Consider the following 20,916-nt stretch of genomic DNA (forward strand, 5'->3'; position numbering starts at 1 on the left):
TACTCTTCCCTCTCATAAAAGAAAAGCTTTCTGATTGGCCAGAAAGCTTTTCGGTCTTCTTCTTATTGTTATTTCTTTTCAGCTAGCCATTCAGCCAATTTTGTTGCTTGCTCTCCAGTATAAAGACCAGCAGGCATGGCAGAACCTTTACCATTTACGATGATGTCATTGATTTCTTCAGCTGAATAACGGCTTCCTACTTCCTGTAGGTTAGGGCCAGCTCCACCGCCAAGGTCTCCGCCGTGGCAGCTTGCACATTGGTTCTGAAACAACTCTTCAGGACTTGCGCTTGCGGTCTCTTCTTGCTTCTCACCGCCGCCTTCTTCTTCATTCTGAATAGCTTCGCGTTGATTAATCCCCGCTGCAGATACGACAATCATGACGACGATCCCCAGCACAGCGATAATTGCGAATGGAATCACAGGGTTCTTTCTCATTTGTTGCAACCTCCTTATGTATTCCCTCATATAGAATTTTCGTGTCTATTCGACTATATTTATTTTACTTGAAAACCGTTACTTATTAAAGAGATATCATGTGAAAACTTATGAAACAATGTAAATAATTAAAAAAATAAAGCCGATTACACCTGAGTAGAAAAGCGTTTTCACCTTCCAAAACCATCCAAGAAAAATCCATAAAACCAAATTTAAGATGAGGGTTATGTAAAAGGAGTACTCCAAACCTATCATATTTTGATTTAAGTGGACAGTCATAAGCAGAAGAATCAATGCACCGTTAAATAGCGGAACAAAAAGCCAATCCGACTTTTTATATTGTAACCAACGAATATGAAACCATACCCCGATTACAAAACTCGACAAAACCACTGTTTGCATTATGATTCCCATTTCAGTAAAATAAATGACAAGAAATGAAAGGGATAACAAAATAGGATGGATGGCCATGAAAATATAAAAAGTAAGGGTTTGTGAACTTTCAGCACTCTCTTTGTGCTCCAGGTTTTCACCTTGGGTATAAAGCGCTAACAAGAAATTACAATATTCCTCTGGAAGCAATTGGTTTTGTTTCCAGTACTTGATCTCATCAACAATGGTTTTTGTCCTTTCATGTTTCATAGCAGCCTCCAACAGAAAAGATAACTCAGGAGCCCTCCCGCATCCATTTGCGAAAAGGTCCCTGAGTCGTAAAATCCTTATTCCATGAAGTCCTTCAAACGTTTGCTCCGACTTGGATGGCGGAGTTTACGCAAAGCCTTCGCTTCGATTTGTCGGATTCTCTCACGAGTTACCCCAAACACTTTTCCTACTTCCTCAAGTGTTCTTGTACGTCCATCGTCCAAACCGAATCGGAGTCTGAGTACATTTTCTTCTCGATCTGTCAATGTATCAAGGACATCTTCAAGCTGTTCTTTCAACAGTTCATAGGCTGCATGATCTGAAGGAGATGTCGCTTCCTGATCTTCAATGAAATCACCTAAATGAGAATCATCTTCCTCCCCGATTGGTGTTTCTAAAGATACCGGTTCTTGAGCAATCTTTAGAATTTCACGGACTTTATCTGGAGTGAGGTCCATATCCTGTGCAATCTCTTCCGGCGTTGGTTCACGGCCAAGGTCTTGAAGAAGTTGACGCTGGACACGAATCAGTTTGTTAATCGTCTCTACCATGTGGACAGGGATACGGATCGTACGTGCTTGGTCGGCGATCGCTCTTGTAATCGCCTGGCGAATCCACCATGTGGCATAGGTACTGAATTTATAGCCTTTACGATAATCGAATTTTTCTACCGCTTTGATCAGACCCATGTTCCCTTCCTGAATCAAGTCAAGGAAAAGCATGCCTCGGCCTACATATCTTTTAGCGATACTTACGACAAGTCGCAGGTTGGCTTCCGCTAAGTCACGTTTCGCTTCTTCGTCGCCATTCTCAATACGTTGAGCAAGGCTGATCTCATCCTTAGCAGATAGCAGGTTCACTCGGCCAATTTCTTTGAGGTACATACGCACAGGGTCATTAATTTTGACTCCTGGTGGTACACTCAAGTCATTAAGATCGAACTCTTCCTCTTTATTCAATTGCTTCATACTTGGATCTGATTCCGAATCCCCGATCACTTCTACACCCTGCTCATTCAGGTGCTCATAGAATTCATCCATTTGATCAGAATCCAGATCGAAGCTCGATAGTTTTTCCGCTACCTCTTCATATGCGAGGATCCCTCGTTTTTTTCCTAACTCTACCACTTGCTCTTTTGCTTGCTCAAGTGTCAATTCTGTTTGATTCTCATTTTCTTTAGAACGTGATGGCTGCTGTTGCTTATCTGCCATAAGTCCCCCTCCTTCCAACAATCTATACAAACTCTACCTAGTGATGTTTTAACTCTTTCTTTCGTTTGATGATTTCCATCGCAATTTCTGCTGCTCTGATCGGCTCGTTTTGCTGTTCAGCCTTTTTCAACTCAGATTCAAGGTTTCTAATATCCGTTCGATCCCACTGTTCTGATCGAATCCTTGAGATGTAATCATGGATTTCCTGATCAGAAACTTCTTCGCTGACAGGGGCCATTGCAAGCTCGATCGCCAGATTTTTAATGGAAGCATCTTCAATCATCTCGACGAACTGACTGATATCCGATTCATTGCCGTCTTCATAATATGCATAAAGATGGGTGACAATGACCTGATGGTCTTCAATATTGAAAGCTCCTCCGATTTCCTCTTGAACTTTATCAGCGATATATGGATCTCTCAACATATACGCAATCAGTTTTCTTTCTGCATTATGAAAAGCGGGTAAAAGTTTTTTTTGAACCGTTGGCTGCCTTGTATCATTAGTATATCGGTTCTTTGGCTCCTTATCCTTGACACCGCTTTGCGATCGAATACGCTGAACTTCTTCTTTCAGAGTTTCTACGGAGAGCTGAAATTCTGTAGCAATCTCATTCAGGTAATGCTCTCGTTCGACAGCACGGTCAAGCCCTGCAATCTCTTGTAATACCTTTTCGATATAAGTGATGCGATCTCCTTCTACTTGCAGATTATAATCTCTACGCAAGTAATTCATCATAAAGGAAATGTACGTATCACTAGTATCGATGATTTCACGTTTGAACCGGTCCCCGCCATACTTTTGAATGAATTCATCCGGGTCAAGTTCATCAGGGACACGAGCAACGTAGGTTTGACATCCTACACTCTTCAAAAGTTTCGCTGCCTTAACAGCTGCTTCGATCCCGGCGCGATCACCATCATAACAAATGATGATCTGCTCGGCGTATTTCTTCAAAAGGTTGGCCTGCATGCTTGATAACGAAGTACCCATCGTACCTACGGCATGGTGAATGTCTGCCTGGTCTGCAGATATGACATCTCCAAAACCTTCGAACAGGATCACCGTTTTTTCCTTTCGGATGGCGGAGCGGGCAAGGTCGAAGTTATAAAGCAGACGCCCCTTGTGGAAAAGTTCCGTCTCCGGACTGTTTAGATATTTGGGTTCCTGTTGTCCAAGAGACCTTCCTGCAAAAGCTACGGTTTTCCCTAAGTGGTTCCTTAGTGGGAAAATCACTCTCCCACGGAACCTGTCCGCATATTCTCCATGATCATTGGTACTGAGTAGTCCTGCCTTGACCATCGATTGTGGATGATACCCTTTCTTTTCAAGAAAAGTTACAACAAAGTCTCTGGAATCCGGTGAATATCCTATTTGATATTTCTGGATCGTTTCATCGGTAAAACCACGGTCGATTAAATACTGATACGCTTCCCGACCATCCTTGGAATTCTTTAACAAATGGTGGTATAATTTAGTCAACCATTGATGGGCTTCGAGCATTGCCTGAGATTCCTGGCTCTTTTCTGACGGAGCTTCTTCAGATAATTGATCAGGAAGATCAGTACCTGTCTGCTCAGCCAGTTGTTTTAGTGCCTGGATAAAACTAAACCCTTCAATCTCCATCAGGAAGGTATAGACATTCCCTCCCTTTCCACAACCAAAGCAATGAAAGATCTGCTTATCTTGAGAAACGGAAAAGGAAGGAGTGTTTTCCCCATGGAAAGGACAAAGGCCGAAATGGTTCCTGCCTTGTTTCTTCAAATCGACGTAATTGCCGATCACTTCTACAATATCCGTTGATCTTCTGATTTCATCGACTTTTTCTTCTGGAATATGTCCAGCCATAAGATCACCATACTACTCAATTATTCTCGTTCAAAGCTTAAATTCCTTCATGTTCTGACAACAATTTTTGGAAAACAGATCGAAACTTTGCGCGATCATCCGCTGTAAATGCCGATGGACCCTTCCATTTCTTTCTCTGCTTCATTGTTTGCTGCCGTATGAACTTTTGGTTCATGATGTTATCTGCATCATTTTCTCTAACCAGTTTACCTCTTGGAGTAAGTACATAAACCCCTTTAGAAGTCAATAATACAGCCAGAGAAAGATCCTGGGTAATGACGACATCGCCTTCTTCCACTTGATTGAGGATATACAAATCGACAGATTGCGATCCATCATCCATGAACCTCCATCCAGCCTCTGCCTTCTCTTGGCTATAATGATTAACGGTCGCTATGAAATAAGGATGTAGATCGTACTGCATACAAACATCGATGATTTCTTCTTGTACAGGACAGCTATCTGCATCGACATAAATATGAACATTTAAATTTGGCATAGTATCAATATTTCTACAATAAGCGGTAGAATCCTCCTTAAAAGTGAATGTTTTATTTTTCTGAAAAGTATGTGCCTTTAATAAGACATGGTCAGAAAAATTTCTTAGGAATGGACATCCCTTCATTATAAGGATTTTTACCACAAATAGATATTATAATACATTCCTTTCAATTACGCTATGTCTAATTGTACCTAATTTCATTCTTCCCAACAAAAGTCGCGCTTAATCAAAGCGCGACTTCCGCTATTTGTGCTATTCCTGGGCATTCTGACGTAATTTGTTCATAATAACATTGGCTGTCTCTTCAACCGCTTTGTTTGAAACATCAATTACTGGACACCCGATCCGGTCCACAATCCGATTGAAGTGGTCGATTTCCTGCTGTATGCGATTCATATTCGCATAACTGGCTTGATCTCCAAGCCCTAATGACTTTAATCTTTCTTTTCTAATGTCGTTTAGTTTTTCTGCACTGATACTTAAGCCAATACATTTATCGGGATCGACACGGAACAATTCTGATGGTGGCTGCACTTCGGGTACAATCGGTACATTCGCAACCTTAAGACGCTTATGAGCCAAATACTGAGACAGTGGAGTCTTGGAAGTTCTAGAGACACCAATCAGCACGATATCCGCCTTGGAAATACCACGTGGGTCACGACCGTCATCGTACCGGACAGCGAATTCGATCGCCTCTACCCTCTTGAAGTAATCTTCATCCAATTTATGAACAAGTCCCGGTTCAAGGCGAGGTTTGATTTGCAGATGATTTTCCATGACCTCCATCATCGGTCCCATAATATCGACACATTGAATGCCATGCTTTTCAGCTTCCTGCTTCAGATGTTGTCTAAACTCTGGGATCACTAGTGTAAAACCGATCATCGCGTTATGTTCTTTCGCCTGCTGCACCGCCTCATTGATCGTCCCTTTATCTTCCACATAAGGAATTCGCTGCAGATCAAAAGGCCCGTCATCAAATTGACTGAGGCATGCTTTTACGACCAGTTCCGCAGTCTCACCCACTGAATCTGATAAGACATAAATTAAAGGCTTTTCCATACAATCCCTCCTTCCCTTTAAAACTACAAGTGTTGGTCCCTGGCCAATTCTACAAGTGCTTTCGTAATATTTGTCTTTGTTAATCGTCCGACTACTTTCAACCCTTCCTCACTTGGTTGAACGACAGGCAGACCATCAATCTGTTTTTCAATTAATTTCTGGGCGGCATCTAATAATAAATCTTCGGGTTCACAGACCGTGATGTTTGGCATCCTTGTCATAATAATATGGACCGGAACAGACGTAAGATCCTGATTGCCAATACTCGCTCTAAGCAGATCTTTCCTTGATAAGACTCCTGTTAAAATGGAATGTTGATCCGTTACGAACAACGTCCCCACATCCTCTAAAAACATGGCACAGATGGCATCGTAAACAGATACATCTTCCTCCACAACAATAGGGCGGGATTGATATTCATCCACTTTGAACTTCTTCAACTTCTCCGTAAAAAGCTCAGACCCTGTTTTTCCCGTAAAGAAATAACCGACCCGTGGGCGGGCGTCCAGGAAACCAGCCATTGTTAAAATGGCTAAGTCTGGACGCAGTGTGGCCCGTGTCAAGTTCAGCTGATCTGCGATATTCTCACCTGTAATGGGTCCGTTATCTTTCACGATTTGAATGATTTGTTCTTGCCGGTTTGATAGTTCCAATCTTTCTTCACCCCGATCACTAACTGTGACATACTATTTCTTAATTATAGCTCATTTTAATTATCGGTAAAAGAAAGCTGATTAGAACTGTTGTTTCCATTCAATCGCATTCAAGTCGGCGAACGCATAAACGTCCTCGGAAATCTGCTTCAACAGACCTAAGCGGTTACGGCGGATGCTCTCATCTTCTGCCATTACCATCGTTGCATCAAAGAAGGAATGGATTGGGTTCGCAAGCTTGGATAACTGATCAAGAGCAAGATCCAGTTGAGTCCCACTCAATGCGTGGCGATAATCTTCCTGTACTTGCTGATAAACATCATACAACTTTCGCTCTTGGTCATTTTCAAACAATGCAGGATCGACATTTGCAGCATCTGCCTTCTTCGCCAAATTCAACACACGACCCAGTGCTTCATGCACAGTTTTGAAAGAAGGGTCCTGACGTTTTTCTACTAGGAGGACCGCTTTTTCCTTCGTAGTTGGATAGACGCCGATACCTCTTGCCAACACAGCTTCCACAACATCTGGTGCGACTCCTTCTTCTCTCATTAAATAAGCCGCACGCACGCGGAAGAATTCATGTAAGTCGTTATGGACTTCTTTTTCATTACGAGTCGGGAGCTCCAGTTCATAATAAAATTGATGTACGAGATCAATCAATTGTTCAACTGGAATGGACCATCCATGGGCCGTTAAGGTTTGCAGAATTCCCAAAGCCTGGCGTCTCAATCCGTAAGGGTCCTGTGAGCCAGTCGGAATAATACCGATGGAAATACTACCTACGATTGTATCCAGCTTATCTGCGATGCTGACAAGAGAACCGATCGTTGTCGAAGGTAAGGCTCCATTTGCTTGACGAGGCATGTAATGTTCATTGATGGCTATGGCTACCTCTTCATCCTCACCGAAAATACGTGCGTACTTTTCACCCATCGTTCCCTGCAGTTCTGTAAATTCATCGACCATCTGGGTCACAAGATCAAATTTACAAATCTCTGCTGCCCGTTTCGCTTTTTTCAGTTGAGCTCCTTCAAGGCCAATCCATTCCCCAAGTTTACCAGTAATGGCTACAATTCGCTGGACTTTATCAGCTAACGTGCCAAGCTCTTCCTGATAGACCATGCGGGAAAGTTTCTGCATCTTTTCATCAATGCTTCCTTTCTGATCTTCTTCATAAAAGAACTGTGCATCCTTGAGACGTGCCTTCAAAACCTTTTCATTTCCTTTTGCAACTGTCTCAAGATGTTGGTCATCCCCGTTACGAACGCCTACGAAATGAGGTTTCAATTCACCATCAAGAGAACGGACCGGAAAATACCGCTGATGCTCCTTCATTGAAGTAACCAGTGCTTCTTCCGGAACATCGAGGAATTCGTCAGAGAAAGTGCCACTGAAGACGGTTGGATATTCCACTAAGTGCGTCACTTCATTCAATAAATCTTCATCGATGATCAGCTTCCACTCATTTTCACTTTCAAGCTTCTTCAGCTGATTCACAATCTCCGCTTTTCTCTCCTCTACAGATGCCATAACGTACTGCTCTTTCAACGCCTCTTCATAAACATCTGCTTCAGGAACTATCGTTTCGGATCCCAGGAAGCGATGCCCAAAGGTCTTATTTCCTGTTTCCACTCCTTCGATTGTAAAAGGAATGATCTCTTCACCGAAGAGAGCAATCATCCAACGGATCGGACGTGCATAACGAAGGTCACGATTTCCCCATCTCATATTTTTAGGGAAAGTAAGAGATAAGAAGACGTCCCGGAAGTTTTGAAGAAGGTTTGTGGTTGGTTCTCCCTCGATAAACTTATTGACGTGAACATATTCCGTTCCCTTGATTTCCTTGAAGTAGATATCATCGACATCTTTCCCTTGCCCTTTAGAAAACCCGATGGCTGCCTTCGTCCAGTTTCCTTCTTCATCTAGAGCGATTTTTTTAGCTGGTCCTTTCGCTTCCTCTTCTATATCCGGCTGTTTTTCTTCAACATCCGTGATTTTAACGGCCAACCTTCTAGGGGTCGCAAATCCGGTGATGTTTCCATAGGGAATCCGGTTATCCTTGAACCATTGAGCTGTTTTTTCTTGCAGTTGATCTAAAGCATCATTGATAAAGCGAGCAGGAAGTTCTTCCACACCTAGTTCAAATAATACGGTATTACTCATGATAACCCTCCTCCTTTTTCAACATCGGGAAGCCAAGACGTTCCCTTTCTTCTACATAAGTCTTAGCTATTTTCCGAGCCAGGTTTCTTACACGGGATATGTAACCCGTTCTTTCTGTTACACTAATGACTCCTTTTGCATCAAGCAAGTTAAACGTGTGAGAACATTTCAACACGTAATCATAAGCTGGGAAAACAAGCCCTTGCTCCATAATTCGCTGTGCTTCTTTTTCATAAGTTGAGAAAAGTTCAAACAACATATCCTCATCAGAAGCTTCAAACGTGTAAACCGAATGTTCATATTCCGGCTGTGTGAAAATATCTCCTACCGTTACTCCGTTGGTCCATTCTAGATCAAAAACATTTTCTTTATCCTGAATGTAAGAAGCCAATCGTTCCAGCCCGTACGTAATTTCAGCAGAAACCGGCTTCGCTTCAAGACCACCAATTTGCTGGAAATACGTAAATTGAGTGATTTCCATACCATCAAGCCACACTTCCCAACCAAGCCCCGCAGCGCCAAGGGTTGGGTTTTCCCAGTTATCTTCTACAAATCGGATGTCGTGTTTCTTCGGATCAATTCCAAGGGCCTCCAATGATTCTAAGTATAATTCCTGAATATTATCCGGAGAAGGCTTCATTATTACCTGAAACTGATGGTGTTGATATAAACGGTTCGGGTTTTGGCCATAGCGGCCATCAGCAGGCCGACGTGACGGCTCTACATAAGCCACGTTCCACGGCTCAGGCCCCAGGCTCCGTAAAAGCGTCATCGGTGACATCGTCCCTGCCCCTTTTTCAGTATCGTAGGCTTGCATTAGCAAACAGCCTTGTTTTGACCAATGATTCTGTAAAGTTAAAATCATATCTTGAATATTCATACGTTCCCTCCTAGAAAATGACTTGTTCAAAAGAAAAGAGACCCCGTTCCTACGTCTGCATCCAGACATAGGGACGGGGTCTCCGCGGTTCCACCCTAATTGCTCCCCCAAAAAAGGAAGCCACTTTGAACATTGCTCCAGAACGCCTTCACCAGCTGGTTTCCGCTTGTCTCTCACCATCACAAGCTCGCTTTTGGAAACAGAAAAACTGGTTACTACTCTCCTTCACAGCAACACGTTATTTAGTAATAGAATCATACTCTAATTTCAGCAAAAATGTCAAACCTCAGTCTGAAAACAAGTCCAGCTGTTTTAAAAACTTCTTTGATTTGAGAAAGTATCCACCATAACGATCATAATATTCATCCATAATCTGACGCAACAATTTTTTATTTTCTTCCTTCATCGTAATCTGACCAAGCCGCTTCACATCCATATGTAAGAAGACTCTCAGCAGTTTAGGTAAAGGATCTGGCAAACCATAGGCTTGCGGGTCCCGCTGTTTACAACGAAAGCATAATAGGCCGCCCTCTACCATAGAAAATGCAAAAGGTCCTTCCTGACTGCCGCATTGGATGCAGTGATCGACGACCGGAGCGAACCCCGCTTTTTTGTACATTTTCAATTCATACATCAACGTTAGGATGTTTGGGTCCTTTCCTTCATTCATCCATTGGAACGTTTGAAGTAACTGTTCATAAAGAAAAGGATCCGGCTGCTTTTCTTCAATGAGCTTGTCTGTCAATTCTGCGATGTAAGACGCATAAGCCGTTTTTACAATATCCTCGCGAATCGACCTGAGGGAAGATAACATCTCCCCTTGACTCATTGATCCTAAGCCGGACCCTGTTTGAATTAAAAATGTGCCGTGGATGAATGGTTGGGTGATTGAGGACATCCGGCTCTTTGGTTTTTTAGCCCCACGAGCCATTACACCAATTTTCCCTTTTTCTCGTGTCATCATCGTGACGATTTTATGTGTTTCCCCGTAATTATTCGTCCGGATGACGACTCCTTCCACCTTGTCCATCAAATGGCTCACCTGCTCCGTTTACGAATGAAAATCATCCGTAGATATTGGTTCAGTAGGGGAAGCGAGCTGTTCTTGAGACTGCTGATCTTGAGACTCCAATTCTTTCATCAATAAATAGGTTTCCACACTGCCTGTTTGACTGAAAACGTTCCATGAAAGCTTGTCGCGCACAAGAAACACCGCCTTTCTTATCATCGCTAAACGAGTGTACATTACTAGAATGCTTCCCCTGACTGAAAACATAAGGCTTAATATTTTCCAACCATCAATATTCGTCTTCGCGATAGCCGAAATCACTGAGTTGGATTTGTTTGTTTCTCCAGTCTTTTTGTACTTTTACCCATAGTTCCAAATACACTTTGCTTCCTAACAAGGACTCAATGTCTCTTCTGGCTCTCTTACCAATTTCTTTTAACATACTGCCTTGTTTACCGATAATAATGCCTTTTTGAGACTTCCGTTCCACGATAATGGCCGCTTGAATCTCCACTTTGTCATGTTCATTTCGAGGCTCGATCCCTTCAATGACCACAGCAATGGAATGTGGAATTTCCTCACGAGTTAAATGCAAAACTTTTTCCCTAATAAATTCGCTAATGACAAAGCGTTCTGGATGGTCCGTGATTTGGTCTTCAGGGTAAAACTGAGGACCTTCCGGCAAATGCTTTTTTAGAACGTCCAGCAAATGATTGACGTTATTGCCTTCTAGCGCAGAGATTGGAATGATTTCTTCAAAATCAAGCTTCTCTTTGTACTGGTCAATCAATGGTAATAAGTCATCCGGATGTACTTTGTCAATTTTATTGATGATTAAAAATACTGGCTGGTCTACACGTTGCAGACGGTCCAAAATGAATTGGTCCCCTCTCCCATATCCTTCTTCAGCATTGATCATAAAAAGAACAGCATCCACTTCGTTCAATGTGTTCTCTGCAACATTCACCATATAATCTCCGAGCTTATGCTTCGGTTTATGAATTCCAGGAGTGTCGATAAAGATGATTTGCGACTCTTTATCTGTCATAACTCCCTGAATCTTATTTCTTGTTGTTTGAGGCTTATCACTCATGATGGCAATTTTTTCACCAATTACACGATTCATGAACGTCGATTTGCCCACATTTGGACGACCAACGATTGTAACAAAACCTGATTTGAAATTCTCTGTCATAATTGTTCCTCCAATAAATGTTCACGCAGTCGTAACTGCTCCACTTTACTATATCATCTTCTAAGGCTCATTCCTATTCTCATATCATGAAAAGCTTAGGGAGGAAAATGATCATTCCTATGATCACCGATCCAATACTCGCTACAAGGACCGCCCCAGCTGTAATATCTTTAATAGAGCCAATGACGGGGTGTTGTTCAGGATGGTAAAAATCAAGCAGCCTTTCCATAGCTGTATTAACCATTTCCAGGCTGAAGACGATAACCATAATGAGGAGGATCGTCACCCATTCCCCTTTAGATAAACCGAATACAAAGGCTGCCAGGGTAACTAGTAAAGCTACTGAGAGGTGAATCCGAAAATTCCTCTCTGACTGGTAGACTTCTTTTATCCCATTCCAAGCGAAACGGAACCCCACCCCTGTCTTCCTTCTACGATCTTTGAAGTCCGAACTCATGTAAAATTTCCTCTTGTTTCCCGAACATCTTCTTCTCATCTTCTTCATTCATGTGATCATAACCAAGCAAATGTAAGAAGCCATGCAAAGCCAGGAAGCCGAATTCTCGTTCCAGAGAATGATTATAATCCTCCGCTTGTTCTTTTGCCTTATCGACAGAAATGATAATATCCCCAAGCATAAGTGGCATGTTCTCATCCAACACATTCATTTCATCTTCGCCAAGTTCCTGCATAGCAAAAGATATGACGTCTGTGGGTTCATCTTTTTGACGGTAATTGCGATTGATCTCCTGTATTTCTTTATTATCCACGAAGCTGACAGAGACTTCTGCATCCCCTGTAACTCCTTCTTTTTCTCCTGCAAAACGGATGATACGCTGAATCATATCTACAAATGCTTCATCTACTGAATTGGTTTCATCTTGAAAATCAATGGTAATCATATTATTTTGCCTCCTTGACTAATGGTTTTGTTTCCGGATATTGAATTCTCGTGTGAAAAATACCATGCAGTGTTTCACATATGGCTGTTTCCATTGTCTTTAACTCATTAAACGTCAAATTGCTGTCATCCAACTGACCATCGAGCATACGGTCTTCTATAATGGATTTCACGATTTCTTTTATCTTTTCCTCTGTCGGATGATCCAATGACCTCACAGCAGCTTCCACAGAATCACAGATACAAACAATCGCCGCTTCCTTGCTTTGTGGTTTCGGTCCTGGGTACCGATAATCATCTTCTTTCGTATCTTCATCCATTTCCTTTGCCTGATAATAAAAGTACTTTAAAAGCGACGTCCCATGGTGTTGTTTAGCAATCTCAACGATCTCCTCTGGAAGCTTATTCTTTTTCAGCATTCTCGCTCCTTCATAAGGATGGCTAATGATGATCTCCGCACTTTGCTCAGGCTCCAGGAAATCATGTGGATTCTTCATCCCCATTTGATTCTCAATAAAATAATGAGGCTGGGCGGTTTTTCCGAGATCATGATAATAGGATGCCACACGTGCCAGAAGACCATGAGCCCCAATTGATTCACACGCCGCTTCGCTTAAGTTGGCCACCATGACACTGTGATGATACGTACCAGGAGCTTCCATGAGTATTTTACGCAAAAGAGGGTGGTTAGGACTGGCAAGCGTCAGCAACTTCTGATCAGACAGGACCCCGAACCCTGTCTCTATAAAAGGCAGAAAACCAAGCGTCAGAACTGCGGAAAGAAAAGCACCACTAACTCCATATCCACTATATAAAAACACTTCTGACCATGAGTATTTTTCAAAAGAAATGAATACAAAGAACAGAATCGCACATATATTGGTAAAAGCTACACCCGCACTCGCACGAATAATGGACAACCTGTCTTTACTTTTAGTAAGAAAAAAGATTCCAGACAGTTGAGAGAGCAATAAATACATTCCTGCAGTTGCATGAAGAGCGCCAGCTAAATGGCCATTGAACAACAAACAAGCCATTAAAGAATAGACCACTGCCAGCACGATCGCATAACGTTCAGAACAAAGAATTTTGACAATCATGACCCCTGTAACAGCCGGGACGAGATAGTACACAGGTTGTTCCATCGCTCCGAACAAACTGAACACTTTCATGAACGTGATCATCGATAAGGATACAGACGTGGAAATGAAGATATGGCGTATCGTCCAGTTATCCTTGTTAACGGCCCTTATGCACTCTGCGTACAAAAATGCGCCTAAGAGAAGCGCAAACATGGCCAACCCAATGGATGGGAGTAAATTACGCTGTTGATCGAGCAATCCTGTCAGCTGTAGATCATCATAGATGTCACCCGTAATCGTAGATCCCTCTGAAACAATGACTTCCCCTGCCCTGATCATGACGGGTTCAACAGTAGCTGCTGCGCTCTTAATGGCTTTATCTGTTTTTTCAGGGTCGAACAAGGAGTTTTCAACAAGGGCAAAAGCACCTATATCCGAAATCACTGATTTCAAAGAAGATGGCGTTTCTGTATATTGAACTTCCAGATCAATCCTTCGTGCTAAATCTTCAACTTCTGAGCTCTGCACCCCTACTTTAAAATATTTATGTAGAAGGGTTTCAAGCATCCTCTGGCTCTCATTCAGCGACTGTTGATCCGCTCTCAGCAACGGAAGAAATACCTCTGCGGGCAGACCTTCAGAGAGTTCGTCCGTCAAAAGCGATTCAATCAGCGGGAGCTGTTCCTCTCTCGTCATATTCTCTCCCTGACTTTTCGCTTCTTCTATCACGTCATAAATTTCGCTCACCATATTCAAACGTTCTTCTGCAATATCTTCTGAAATGGTGTATTGATCCTCTACAGCCTGAGTAACGGCTCTCAATTGCTGCTCTGTCTTTTGTTTATTCTCTATAGTGATGGGGGATCGGATCGTTTCGGGTGCCGTGCTGTATTTCTCAAGCTCATACGTTTGAGTGTAAACATTTGGAATGGCAAGCGCAAAAAAGAATACAGCAACTACGAATGCAGGTAATGCCAGCAACAACTTAGACTGATTCATGTTAAATGCCTGAAGTTGTCGAAGGAATCGCTCCTTCAAACCACCCCACCCCTCCCCATATTATTCCAAATAAAAACAATAAATAAGACCCAAGCCGGGTCTTATTTATTGTCCTCTTCATATGCATCAATAATCCGCTGCACAAGTGGGTGCCTGACTACGTCGGATTGATCCAAATGAATAAAGGCAGACCCTTTCACTTTAGCTAACCGCTCCTCGGCGACTCGCAAACCGGACTTCACGCCTTTAGGAAGATCCACTTGCGTGATATCTCCAGTTATAATCATTTTTGAACCGAATCCTAAACGAGTCAGAAACATCTTCATTTGTTCAGGTGTCGTGTTTTGAGCTTCATCCAAAATAGCGAATGCATCATCCAACGTACGGCCTCTCATATAAGCAAGCGGAGCAATCTCAATCGTTCCTCTATCGATCAAACGTGCCGTATGCTCTGCTCCAAATACATCGTGTAAGGAGTCATAAAGCGGCCTTAAATAAGGATCGACTTTTTCCTTTAGATCTCCTGGAAGAAAACCTAAACTTTCACCTGCTTCCACTGCCGGACGAGTCAGGATGATTCTCTTCACATCTCCATTTTTCAAAGCATTGACCGCCATAATCACAGCAAGGTAAGTCTTTCCTGTACCAGCAGGGCCAATACCAAAGACAAGATCATTCTTCTTGATCGCTGCGATATAATTTCTTTGACCAAGGGTTTTAACCCTGATGGATTTTCCTTTTGAATTTTTTGTGATTTCATCTTCGAACAAAGCTTCGAATTGATTAATTTTCCCTTTTTTAGCAAGCTCAACTGCGTAAACGACATCTCGTTCTGTAACAGTCAAACCTTTACGAATAATCGCAAGAACGCTGTTTAATATCTCTTCAACAAGCTGTACATGCTCTGCTTGACCGGATACTCTTACTTGTTCTCCACGTGAAATGATAGTGACTTTCAGTTGTTCCTCAATTTGCTTGAGGTTGCGGTCTTCTGTACCAAAAAGGGCTAATGCTTCTGTTGTATTATCTAATTGAATGTCCATTGTTTTTAAATCTTCTGGCATACTCAATCTCCTTGACTTACATACTTGGTCACTGCAATATTTTCATAAACTTTGTACAATAGGATTAATTTTACTTTACCATTCTCCTCACTGAGGTGCAAAACTTTTTCATCCTTTATTTCCGCATCTGGTTCGAGTTCCTGATGAAGGTTGCTCCGTGCTGATGAAATCCCGATTTTTTCAAGGTTTTTTCGAGATGATTCATAAGATTTCCTGTCAATGGAATAATAATCGACCGTCTTCAAGTTCACAGGAATTTGGAACCCAAAAATCCTCCAGTCCGATGTATGAGACTCTTCCCTGAAGTCCCCTTCTTCCCCACGCCAGAATCCCCAAACAGGAATCGCGAACTTTCCGAATTTTAATTGATATTCACTTTCCACAGAACCATCGGTCAAGGAAAGCACTTGCTTCATAGGGAGGTTTTGAGCGACACGGTACCATGTTTCTGCGATGACTTCCCCTTCAGAATGTATAAATAGGTCCTCATCTTCTACCAGCTGCCCTGTGGCAAGAATTTGTCCTTTTTGAACGACATCGTAGACGGATACCATCGGACGACCCTTTTTAATAAATGTTTCAATAATCATCCCTTTTTTGGCTGCTACAAGGTTTGAAGGTCGAGTGTCCATCTCTGTATCGTATCTCGTTTTCTCCACCCCATACAATTGATAGCTCGTCCCTTGTTTTTTCACACCAATCCATAGAAGGTCAGGAATATCTTCCAATAACTGCTGTTGTATTTCAATGGGATCCTTCATCCCTATCGTTAGTTTTCCAGGAGAAACACCATAACTATTCAATTTACTTTCGACATCTGCTTCAAGTTCCGGTGATAGGCCGTCCACCTTAATGGACCACAACGTATTCGCGAGAACAAAAATGATTACAACCGCCGCGATGAAGGCGAGAAGAACCGACAGCCTTCCAATCATATGCTGAACAAGAAACGGGAGCCCTTTCCCGCCTTTGATGGATATTTTACAACGGTATTTCTTCCTCAATTGCCTGAGTATTTTCCAATCCTTTAACCGGATTGTTAAAATGACAAGAGAATCATCCAATCTTCTCATATTGGTGATTTGACAGCCACGTTTCGTACATGCTTGTAAAAAAGGTTCAATCAACGGTCCCTCTACCTGTACCGTCATGATTCCCTGAAAGAAATCATGCTGGTTCTTCATCGTCTCACCCCCCTTTGGAATCCGGCAAAAATTCTACGGATTTGAGTTCACCTTCCAGTAATAATTCTTCCTTTAACATCATTTTCACTCCAAGGTCTTTTCCCAGTATGCGAACCTGACCTTTTTTGTATTGAATTCGAACTTCTTCATCAGAAAAATGAAGGAGGCCTGTATGATTTTCTATGTACACATGAATGGACCCGATCGTTGTTATTCTAGGAAGATCCAACATGACATCAGATGGTAAATCAAAGTAACGACTGATCCAAGTCCGTATTTGCTGCTGCCATTTTGACATGCGACGCCCTCCCCTCTTTTCATTTATACGAAAAACGCACGAATTGTATCACTACAATTCGTGCGTTCTGCTTATCTTTTTCGTGGGTGGGAGCTGTGAGGCTTGCGGGCACGGGGCGGACCGAGTACTTCAGCCATTAAAATCCCTTCAGCTAACCGCTTTTTATCCCACTTCCTTGTTTTTTCTATGAGTGGACCATTTTGATTCAACTGTTCAGAAACGGTCTGTTTGCTTCTTCTTGACTCAGAGCGGTGGGAGTAAATTCCCTCTTCCTCTTCTTGAGTTTCTAAATTTCCAGCCGTGTTCGCTTCTGCAAGTTTCTTCTGTTTGGTCTCGTAGTAATCCTTCAACCTTTCTTCCCCAGACTTCTCCATCGCTTCTGTTTCCTGAAAATCTGGAGAAGGACCACTAGGGTAGGCGGGAGGAATTGGAGAGGTTTTCCTTTCCGGATTTTGTTTCTTCCCATTTTCTTTCGTCATGCCGCTGAACCAACTGATAATCCCACCAATAATAGCAGCGAGAATGAGGAAATTACTAAAAATGAGCTCGATTAAATCTCCCATACAAATTCTCCTTTTAGCTGATCAAGGATTATTTTTCTTCTTCCTCTTCATCGGACATTTTACCAAGCGTGTTTCTCATATCCGTATCCGCATTGATGTTCTGATAGTTCATGTAATCCATGACACCCATCTTACCGGAACGCAAAGCCTCGGCAAGCGCTTGAGGGACTTGGGCTTCCGCTTCGACCACTTTGGCCTGCATTTCCTGTACGCGCGCACGCATCTCTTGCTCTTGAGCAATCGCCATGGCACGACGTTCTTCCGCTTTCGCCTGTGCAATATTCTTATCTGCTTCCGCTTGGTCTGTTTGCAGAATAGCACCGATGTTCTTGCCGATATCAATGTCCGCAATATCAATGGAAAGAATTTCGAAGGCCGTTCCAGCATCTAACCCTTTTCCTAATACATTCTGTGAAATCCTATCTGGATTTTCCAATACTTTGTTATGATTTTCACTGGACCCGATCGTAGATACAATTCCTTCACCAACACGAGCTATGACTGTATCTTCACCAGCACCACCTACAAGTCGATCGATATTTGCTCTTACGGTAATACGTGCCTTTGCTTTTACTTCAATACCGTCCATCGCCACACCAGCGATGAATGGAGTTTCAATAACTTTTGGATTAACACTCATTTGAACAGCTTCGAGAACATCACGGCCAGCAAGATCAATCGCTGCACAGCGCTCGAAACTTAGTTCAATGTTTGCCCTTTGTGCTGCGATAAGAGCGTTGACGACGCGGTCAACATTACCCCCTGCCAGGTAGTGACTCTCTAATTGGTTTGTATTTACATTCACACCAGCTTTATGAGCCTTAATCAATGGGTTGATTACACGTGAAGGAATAACCCTTCTCAATCGCATACCTACTAACGTGAAAATACTTATTTTTACGCCTGCAGCTAAAGCACTGATCCATAGCATGACAGGAATAAATGTAAACAACACCGCTACTACGATAATGATGATACCAATAATGATGATTGGCATTAATTGTTCAAGTGTCAATTTGTTTCCTCCTCTTGTTCTGCTTTTTTAACCTCGCGCACGACAATACGCGAGCCTTCTGTTTTCATAATTTTCACTGTTTGATGAACAGGAATGAAACCACCTTCAGATACGACATCCAACCGTTCACCATTAAAATCAGCTGTACCGGACGGGCGGAGTGGAGTGATCGCCTCCCCTTCCATACCAATTAAGTCCAAACGGTTTTGTGAGGATACATATCCTTTTTCCGATGATGTGGAATCATTCAAAATGATATGTCGAAAAAATCCTCTTTCCAACCCAACAAATTTAAATAGTACAATCGATACAACAATTGTCACCAATAGAGCAATTCCTATACTCATAGCCATATGTCCCATATCCGCTGACGAAAGCATCAATGAGGATACAATGGCAACTACCCCCGCTATGCCTGCAATGCCTCCCGGTAAAAAGAATTCAGCTATCACTAATCCAATTCCGAGAACGAGCAGAATAATTGCTTCATAACCGGCCAGACCAGCAACAATATGACCATAAAAAAACAGGACAAGTGAGAGCGCACCCATTGTTCCTGGTATGCCAAAGCCTGGTGAATACAATTCCACAACGAGACCAATACTTGCGATGGATAATAAGATCGGAATAACAACGGGATCTGTCAAAAATCTGGCAATATTCTCAGAAAGGGTAGGGTTCTCCTCTATAACGGTTGCATCAGACAAACCAAGGACACTGAGCAGTTCATTACGGTCGTCTACAATTCCTTCAGCATAGCCTACTTCTTCCGCATCCGCTGCACCTAATGTTAAAAATTCTCCCTCAGGGGCTCCATAATCCTTCAAATCGACAGATGCATCGGCCATAGCACGTGCATATAATGGATCACGTCCTGTAGACTCAGCCGCGGCTACCATAGCTGATATCCAGGCAGACTGTGCCTTCTTATCAGCAGCTGTTCCATCAGAATTAATAACACCGGAAGCACCCATGGTCGCCGTCTGCTTCATGTAGATCGAATCTGCATTTAAAGCAATGTATGAGCCAGCCGAATATGCCCTGTTCGTTACAAATGCACTATTCGGAACATCCAAATCTTGAAAGATCTCTCCGATATCACCCGCCGCATCTACACGACCTCCGGGTGTATCGATTTCAAATATGATATGATCTACACCATTCTCGCGAGCTTCTTCTGTCGTACGGTTAAGAAAAGCAGCCATCCCTCGTTCCACCGTATCTTTTACAGGGATGACATATACCGTCTGACCTTCTCCGTCTGCTTGAACCGATGATTGTAGATGGAAGAAGGATAAAACGCTTCCTAAGACAAGGAGCATTCCCCAAACACCTATACGTAAAGACCGCTTCATTCATTTTCACCTCCTTTACAGGTAGCCTTCCCACCATATAATACGTTTACGAATCAAAACCATGGTTGGTTTCAAAAAGTTTAATACTTTCATAAACACGTCCAAGAGATGTTTAGCATATGTAAAAAGGCCTCTCTTAACGAAGAGAGGCCTTTATATTTACGATAGTTGCTGAAGAACGAGCTTATTGACCTTGGTTCCGTCGGCCTTGCCCTTGACTTTAGGCATGACGGCACTCATGACTTTACCCATGTCACTCTTAGAAGTAGCGCCTACTTCTTGAATCGTCTCATCAACGACTTGCTTGAGTTCTTCATCTGTCAGCTGTTTCGGCATATATACTTGTAAAATCTCAATTTCACGTTCGAGTCCTTCTACAAGATCTTCACGTCCAGCTTCTTTGAATTCATGGAGGGAATCATTTCTCTGCTTTACCTCACGAGATAAAACAGTCAATTCTTCTTCTTCAGATAATGAGTCTTTCCCCAGTTTTATGGCTTCATTTTGCATAGAAGCTTTCACCATGCGGATCGTCGATAATCTTTCCTTATCTCGGGCTTTCATGGCTGTTTTCATATCCTGGGTGAGACGGTCTGTAATTGTCATCTCTTCAACACCCTCTTTAATTACTTACGCTTTCTAGCCGCCTCAGACTTTTTCTTACGGCGTACGCTAGGCTTATCGTAATATTCACGCTTACGATATTCCGCTAATGTACCACTTTTTGATACATCACGCTTAAAGCGACGAAGAGCATCTTCAAGAGACTCGTTTTTACGAACGCGAGTTGTTTTTGACATGCTAATTTCCCTCCCTCCGAAGCAAACAAAACTGTTTCTCTTGTAT

23 protein-coding genes are annotated in these 20,916 nt (G+C 42.5%); all 23 read right to left on the bottom strand.

Annotation, left to right across the window (positions count from 1 at the left end; genetic code table 11):
- Positions 1 to 68: 68 nt before the first annotated feature.
- The 23 genes from cccA to rpsU all read right to left on the bottom strand — a co-directional run bounded on the left by cccA (position 69) and on the right by rpsU (position 20,870).
- Complete coding sequence (gene cccA, locus K2225_RS13700; protein WP_206945738.1) at positions 69 to 437, bottom strand: cytochrome c550; 369 nt, start codon at positions 435 to 437, stop codon at positions 69 to 71.
- Positions 438 to 545: 108 nt separating this feature from the next.
- A complete protein-coding gene (locus K2225_RS13705; protein WP_220585260.1) occupies positions 546 to 1,079 on the bottom strand; it encodes a hypothetical protein in 534 nt (177 codons plus the stop codon).
- A 77-nt stretch (positions 1,080 to 1,156) separates the two neighbouring features.
- Entirely contained in the window at positions 1,157 to 2,290 is a 1,134-nt protein-coding gene (rpoD, locus tag K2225_RS13710; protein WP_220585261.1) for an RNA polymerase sigma factor RpoD, read from the bottom strand.
- A gap of 37 nt (positions 2,291 to 2,327) precedes the next feature.
- Entirely contained in the window at positions 2,328 to 4,139 is a 1,812-nt protein-coding gene (dnaG, locus tag K2225_RS13715) for a DNA primase (protein ID WP_220585262.1), read from the bottom strand.
- Positions 4,140 to 4,176: 37 nt separating this feature from the next.
- The gene (locus tag K2225_RS13720; RefSeq protein ID WP_220585263.1) at positions 4,177 to 4,638 is read right to left on the bottom strand and encodes a YaiI/YqxD family protein; all 462 of its coding nucleotides are present in this window, start codon (positions 4,636 to 4,638) and stop codon (positions 4,177 to 4,179) included.
- A 255-nt stretch (positions 4,639 to 4,893) separates the two neighbouring features.
- Positions 4,894 to 5,706: a pyruvate, water dikinase regulatory protein gene (locus tag K2225_RS13725; protein WP_220585264.1), complete on the bottom strand. Its 813-nt coding sequence runs from the start codon at positions 5,704 to 5,706 to the stop codon at positions 4,894 to 4,896.
- A gap of 23 nt (positions 5,707 to 5,729) precedes the next feature.
- Positions 5,730 to 6,359: a transcriptional regulator CcpN gene (gene ccpN, locus K2225_RS13730; RefSeq protein ID WP_115822482.1), complete on the bottom strand. Its 630-nt coding sequence runs from the start codon at positions 6,357 to 6,359 to the stop codon at positions 5,730 to 5,732.
- A gap of 81 nt (positions 6,360 to 6,440) precedes the next feature.
- Positions 6,441 to 8,525 carry a glycine--tRNA ligase subunit beta gene (glyS, locus tag K2225_RS13735; RefSeq protein WP_220585265.1) on the bottom strand — a complete coding sequence of 695 codons (2,085 nt, stop codon included), beginning with the start codon at positions 8,523 to 8,525 and terminating at the stop codon, positions 6,441 to 6,443.
- Positions 8,518 to 9,405 (bottom strand): glycine--tRNA ligase subunit alpha, encoded by an 888-nt coding sequence (gene glyQ / locus K2225_RS13740; RefSeq protein ID WP_146812815.1) that lies wholly within the window; start codon positions 9,403 to 9,405, stop codon positions 8,518 to 8,520. Before glyQ ends, glyS begins: the two co-directional genes overlap by 8 nt.
- Before the next feature lie 286 nt (positions 9,406 to 9,691).
- Positions 9,692 to 10,438 carry a DNA repair protein RecO gene (gene recO, locus K2225_RS13745; protein ID WP_220585266.1) on the bottom strand — a complete coding sequence of 249 codons (747 nt, stop codon included), beginning with the start codon at positions 10,436 to 10,438 and terminating at the stop codon, positions 9,692 to 9,694.
- A gap of 18 nt (positions 10,439 to 10,456) precedes the next feature.
- Complete coding sequence (locus K2225_RS13750; RefSeq protein WP_370632760.1) at positions 10,457 to 10,651, bottom strand: YqzL family protein; 195 nt, start codon at positions 10,649 to 10,651, stop codon at positions 10,457 to 10,459.
- 52 nt (positions 10,652 to 10,703) lie between these two features.
- Positions 10,704 to 11,609, bottom strand: coding sequence for a GTPase Era (era, locus tag K2225_RS13755; RefSeq protein WP_220585267.1), 906 nt, complete (start codon positions 11,607 to 11,609; stop codon positions 10,704 to 10,706).
- 79 nt (positions 11,610 to 11,688) lie between these two features.
- Entirely contained in the window at positions 11,689 to 12,066 is a 378-nt protein-coding gene (locus tag K2225_RS13760) for a diacylglycerol kinase family protein (protein ID WP_220585268.1), read from the bottom strand.
- The gene (ybeY, locus tag K2225_RS13765; RefSeq protein ID WP_255574539.1) at positions 12,041 to 12,511 is read right to left on the bottom strand and encodes an rRNA maturation RNase YbeY; all 471 of its coding nucleotides are present in this window, start codon (positions 12,509 to 12,511) and stop codon (positions 12,041 to 12,043) included. The genes K2225_RS13760 and ybeY overlap by 26 nt, the downstream gene beginning before the upstream one ends.
- A 1-nt stretch (position 12,512) precedes the next feature.
- Entirely contained in the window at positions 12,513 to 14,630 is a 2,118-nt protein-coding gene (locus K2225_RS13770; RefSeq protein WP_255574540.1) for an HD family phosphohydrolase, read from the bottom strand.
- Positions 14,631 to 14,692: 62 nt separating this feature from the next.
- Positions 14,693 to 15,655 (bottom strand): PhoH family protein, encoded by a 963-nt coding sequence (locus tag K2225_RS13775; protein ID WP_146812811.1) that lies wholly within the window; start codon positions 15,653 to 15,655, stop codon positions 14,693 to 14,695.
- Positions 15,656 to 15,657: 2 nt separating this feature from the next.
- Entirely contained in the window at positions 15,658 to 16,839 is a 1,182-nt protein-coding gene (gene yqfD, locus K2225_RS13780) for a sporulation protein YqfD (RefSeq protein ID WP_220585269.1), read from the bottom strand.
- Positions 16,840 to 16,843: 4 nt separating this feature from the next.
- On the bottom strand, positions 16,844 to 17,137 hold the full coding sequence (gene yqfC, locus K2225_RS13785; protein WP_146812809.1) for a sporulation protein YqfC: 294 nt from the start codon (positions 17,135 to 17,137) through the stop codon (positions 16,844 to 16,846).
- Positions 17,138 to 17,208: 71 nt separating this feature from the next.
- Positions 17,209 to 17,700: a hypothetical protein gene (locus K2225_RS13790; protein ID WP_220585270.1), complete on the bottom strand. Its 492-nt coding sequence runs from the start codon at positions 17,698 to 17,700 to the stop codon at positions 17,209 to 17,211.
- 28 nt (positions 17,701 to 17,728) lie between these two features.
- The gene (floA, locus tag K2225_RS13795) at positions 17,729 to 18,697 is read right to left on the bottom strand and encodes a flotillin-like protein FloA (protein ID WP_167356116.1); all 969 of its coding nucleotides are present in this window, start codon (positions 18,695 to 18,697) and stop codon (positions 17,729 to 17,731) included.
- A gap of 14 nt (positions 18,698 to 18,711) precedes the next feature.
- Complete coding sequence (locus K2225_RS13800) at positions 18,712 to 20,070, bottom strand: NfeD family protein (RefSeq protein WP_220585271.1); 1,359 nt, start codon at positions 20,068 to 20,070, stop codon at positions 18,712 to 18,714.
- 159 nt (positions 20,071 to 20,229) lie between these two features.
- Complete coding sequence (locus tag K2225_RS13805) at positions 20,230 to 20,676, bottom strand: GatB/YqeY domain-containing protein (protein WP_146812806.1); 447 nt, start codon at positions 20,674 to 20,676, stop codon at positions 20,230 to 20,232.
- 20 nt (positions 20,677 to 20,696) lie between these two features.
- Complete coding sequence (gene rpsU, locus K2225_RS13810) at positions 20,697 to 20,870, bottom strand: 30S ribosomal protein S21 (protein ID WP_008638284.1); 174 nt, start codon at positions 20,868 to 20,870, stop codon at positions 20,697 to 20,699.
- Positions 20,871 to 20,916 lie beyond the last annotated feature (46 nt).

Origin of the sequence: Halobacillus sp. Nhm2S1, assembly GCF_019599545.1 — a bacterium.
GTDB lineage: Bacteria > Bacillota > Bacilli > Bacillales > Halobacillaceae > Halobacillus.

Excerpts from the sequence above, each read along its gene's own strand:
- cccA (WP_206945738.1), bottom strand. The coding sequence starts at position 437 with ATGAGAAAGAACCCTGTGATTCCATTCGCAATTATCGCTGTGCTGGGG.
- K2225_RS13705 (WP_220585260.1), bottom strand. The coding sequence starts at position 1,079 with ATGAAACATGAAAGGACAAAAACCATTGTTGATGAGATCAAGTACTGG.
- rpoD (WP_220585261.1), bottom strand. The coding sequence starts at position 2,290 with ATGGCAGATAAGCAACAGCAGCCATCACGTTCTAAAGAAAATGAGAAT.
- dnaG (WP_220585262.1), bottom strand. The coding sequence starts at position 4,139 with ATGGCTGGACATATTCCAGAAGAAAAAGTCGATGAAATCAGAAGATCA.
- K2225_RS13720 (WP_220585263.1), bottom strand. The coding sequence starts at position 4,638 with ATGCCAAATTTAAATGTTCATATTTATGTCGATGCAGATAGCTGTCCT.
- K2225_RS13725 (WP_220585264.1), bottom strand. The coding sequence starts at position 5,706 with ATGGAAAAGCCTTTAATTTATGTCTTATCAGATTCAGTGGGTGAGACT.
- glyS (WP_220585265.1), bottom strand. The coding sequence starts at position 8,525 with ATGAGTAATACCGTATTATTTGAACTAGGTGTGGAAGAACTTCCTGCT.
- glyQ (WP_146812815.1), bottom strand. The coding sequence starts at position 9,405 with ATGAATATTCAAGATATGATTTTAACTTTACAGAATCATTGGTCAAAA.
- K2225_RS13750 (WP_370632760.1), bottom strand. The coding sequence starts at position 10,651 with ATGTACACTCGTTTAGCGATGATAAGAAAGGCGGTGTTTCTTGTGCGC.
- era (WP_220585267.1), bottom strand. The coding sequence starts at position 11,609 with ATGACAGAGAATTTCAAATCAGGTTTTGTTACAATCGTTGGTCGTCCA.
- K2225_RS13760 (WP_220585268.1), bottom strand. The coding sequence starts at position 12,066 with ATGAGTTCGGACTTCAAAGATCGTAGAAGGAAGACAGGGGTGGGGTTC.
- ybeY (WP_255574539.1), bottom strand. The coding sequence starts at position 12,511 with ATGATTACCATTGATTTTCAAGATGAAACCAATTCAGTAGATGAAGCA.
- K2225_RS13775 (WP_146812811.1), bottom strand. The coding sequence starts at position 15,655 with ATGCCAGAAGATTTAAAAACAATGGACATTCAATTAGATAATACAACA.
- yqfD (WP_220585269.1), bottom strand. The coding sequence starts at position 16,839 with ATGAAGAACCAGCATGATTTCTTTCAGGGAATCATGACGGTACAGGTA.
- yqfC (WP_146812809.1), bottom strand. The coding sequence starts at position 17,137 with ATGTCAAAATGGCAGCAGCAAATACGGACTTGGATCAGTCGTTACTTT.
- K2225_RS13790 (WP_220585270.1), bottom strand. The coding sequence starts at position 17,700 with ATGGGAGATTTAATCGAGCTCATTTTTAGTAATTTCCTCATTCTCGCT.
- floA (WP_167356116.1), bottom strand. The coding sequence starts at position 18,697 with ATGCCAATCATCATTATTGGTATCATCATTATCGTAGTAGCGGTGTTG.
- K2225_RS13800 (WP_220585271.1), bottom strand. The coding sequence starts at position 20,070 with ATGAAGCGGTCTTTACGTATAGGTGTTTGGGGAATGCTCCTTGTCTTA.
- K2225_RS13805 (WP_146812806.1), bottom strand. The coding sequence starts at position 20,676 with ATGACAATTACAGACCGTCTCACCCAGGATATGAAAACAGCCATGAAA.
- rpsU (WP_008638284.1), bottom strand. The coding sequence starts at position 20,870 with ATGTCAAAAACAACTCGCGTTCGTAAAAACGAGTCTCTTGAAGATGCT.